General features: G+C 71.8%; 2 protein-coding genes. Both read right to left on the bottom strand.

The genetic code is table 11. The annotated features are described in order from the left end of the window. The coding region (locus MXD62_RS27670) for a DNA cytosine methyltransferase (protein WP_248832330.1) at nt 1–661 on the bottom strand (661 nt) is incomplete at its 3' end. Beyond that, on the bottom strand, nt 658–921 hold a 264-nt coding region (locus MXD62_RS27665; RefSeq protein WP_248832329.1), incomplete at its 5' end, for a hypothetical protein. The genes MXD62_RS27665 and MXD62_RS27670, both read right to left, overlap by 4 nt.

Raw genomic sequence — 921 nt, 5'->3', positions numbered from 1 at the left:
CTACTCGACGTCCGTCCAGCCCTCCGGGAACCCCATCAGCCACTCGACGGCCTCGGGAGCAGGCCGCCACGAACCGGTTGACCGGATCAGCCCACGTACCCGGTCCTCGACGGACTTCCGGTAGCGCCCGCCCTTCCCCAGGCCCCACCCGTGCCGGCCCATCGACGCCGTGGGTGTGGGCCACAAGGAACAGCCGCTCTCGTGCATGTGGGGCACCCACGGCGCACGCCGGAAGCACCGTCCACTCCGCATCGAACCCGAGTTCGGCCAGGTCACCGAGGACGACTCCGAAGGCGTCGGCGTCAGCAATGAGAGCTGCGGTGTTCTCCACGAGGACGTGAGCCGGTCCCACAGCGCGAATGACGTCAGCCATCCACGGCCATCCCCACCGCTCGTCCGCCATTCCCAGCCGCGCGCCCGCGATGCTGAACGGCTGGCAGGGGAATCCGCCGGCGACGACGTCCACTCGTGGTCGGGGAACAGATCGCCACCAGCCGGGGGCGGTGCGCACGTCGTCATGGCGGGGTACCTCCGGCCAGTGCTTCGCCAGCACGCGCCGGCAGAACGGATCGATCTCGACCTGGCCGACCGTGACCATGCCGGCGCGCTCGAGCCCGAGGTCGAGGCCGCCGATGCCGGCGAACAGGGAGAGGACGTTCATCGGGTCTCACCTCGGGCGGCGCGCACCGTCGGACACGGAGCGGGCGCGCCACAGCAGCGGCACAGATCGCCGCCCACGGCCTCGTACGTCGGGTGCAGCGCCAGCACGGCCTCGAGGCGGCCGCGCAGCACGGACGGCGGCGGACGCTCCTCAACACTGGCCTCGACGTAGCCGGCGCAGTGGCCGTCGTCGGTGCCGACGCGGCGCTCGGGCAGCGTCTTCGTGGCGTCGCGGAAGTCGTGCTCGATGTCGAGCCGGCC

This window comes from Frankia sp. Mgl5 (assembly GCF_023242985.1).
In the GTDB taxonomy this organism is placed as follows: Bacteria; Actinomycetota; Actinomycetes; order Frankiales; family Frankiaceae; genus Parafrankia; species Parafrankia soli.
Note: the sequence above shows the minus strand (reverse complement) of the source record. Positions and strands in the feature narration are given on the sequence as shown.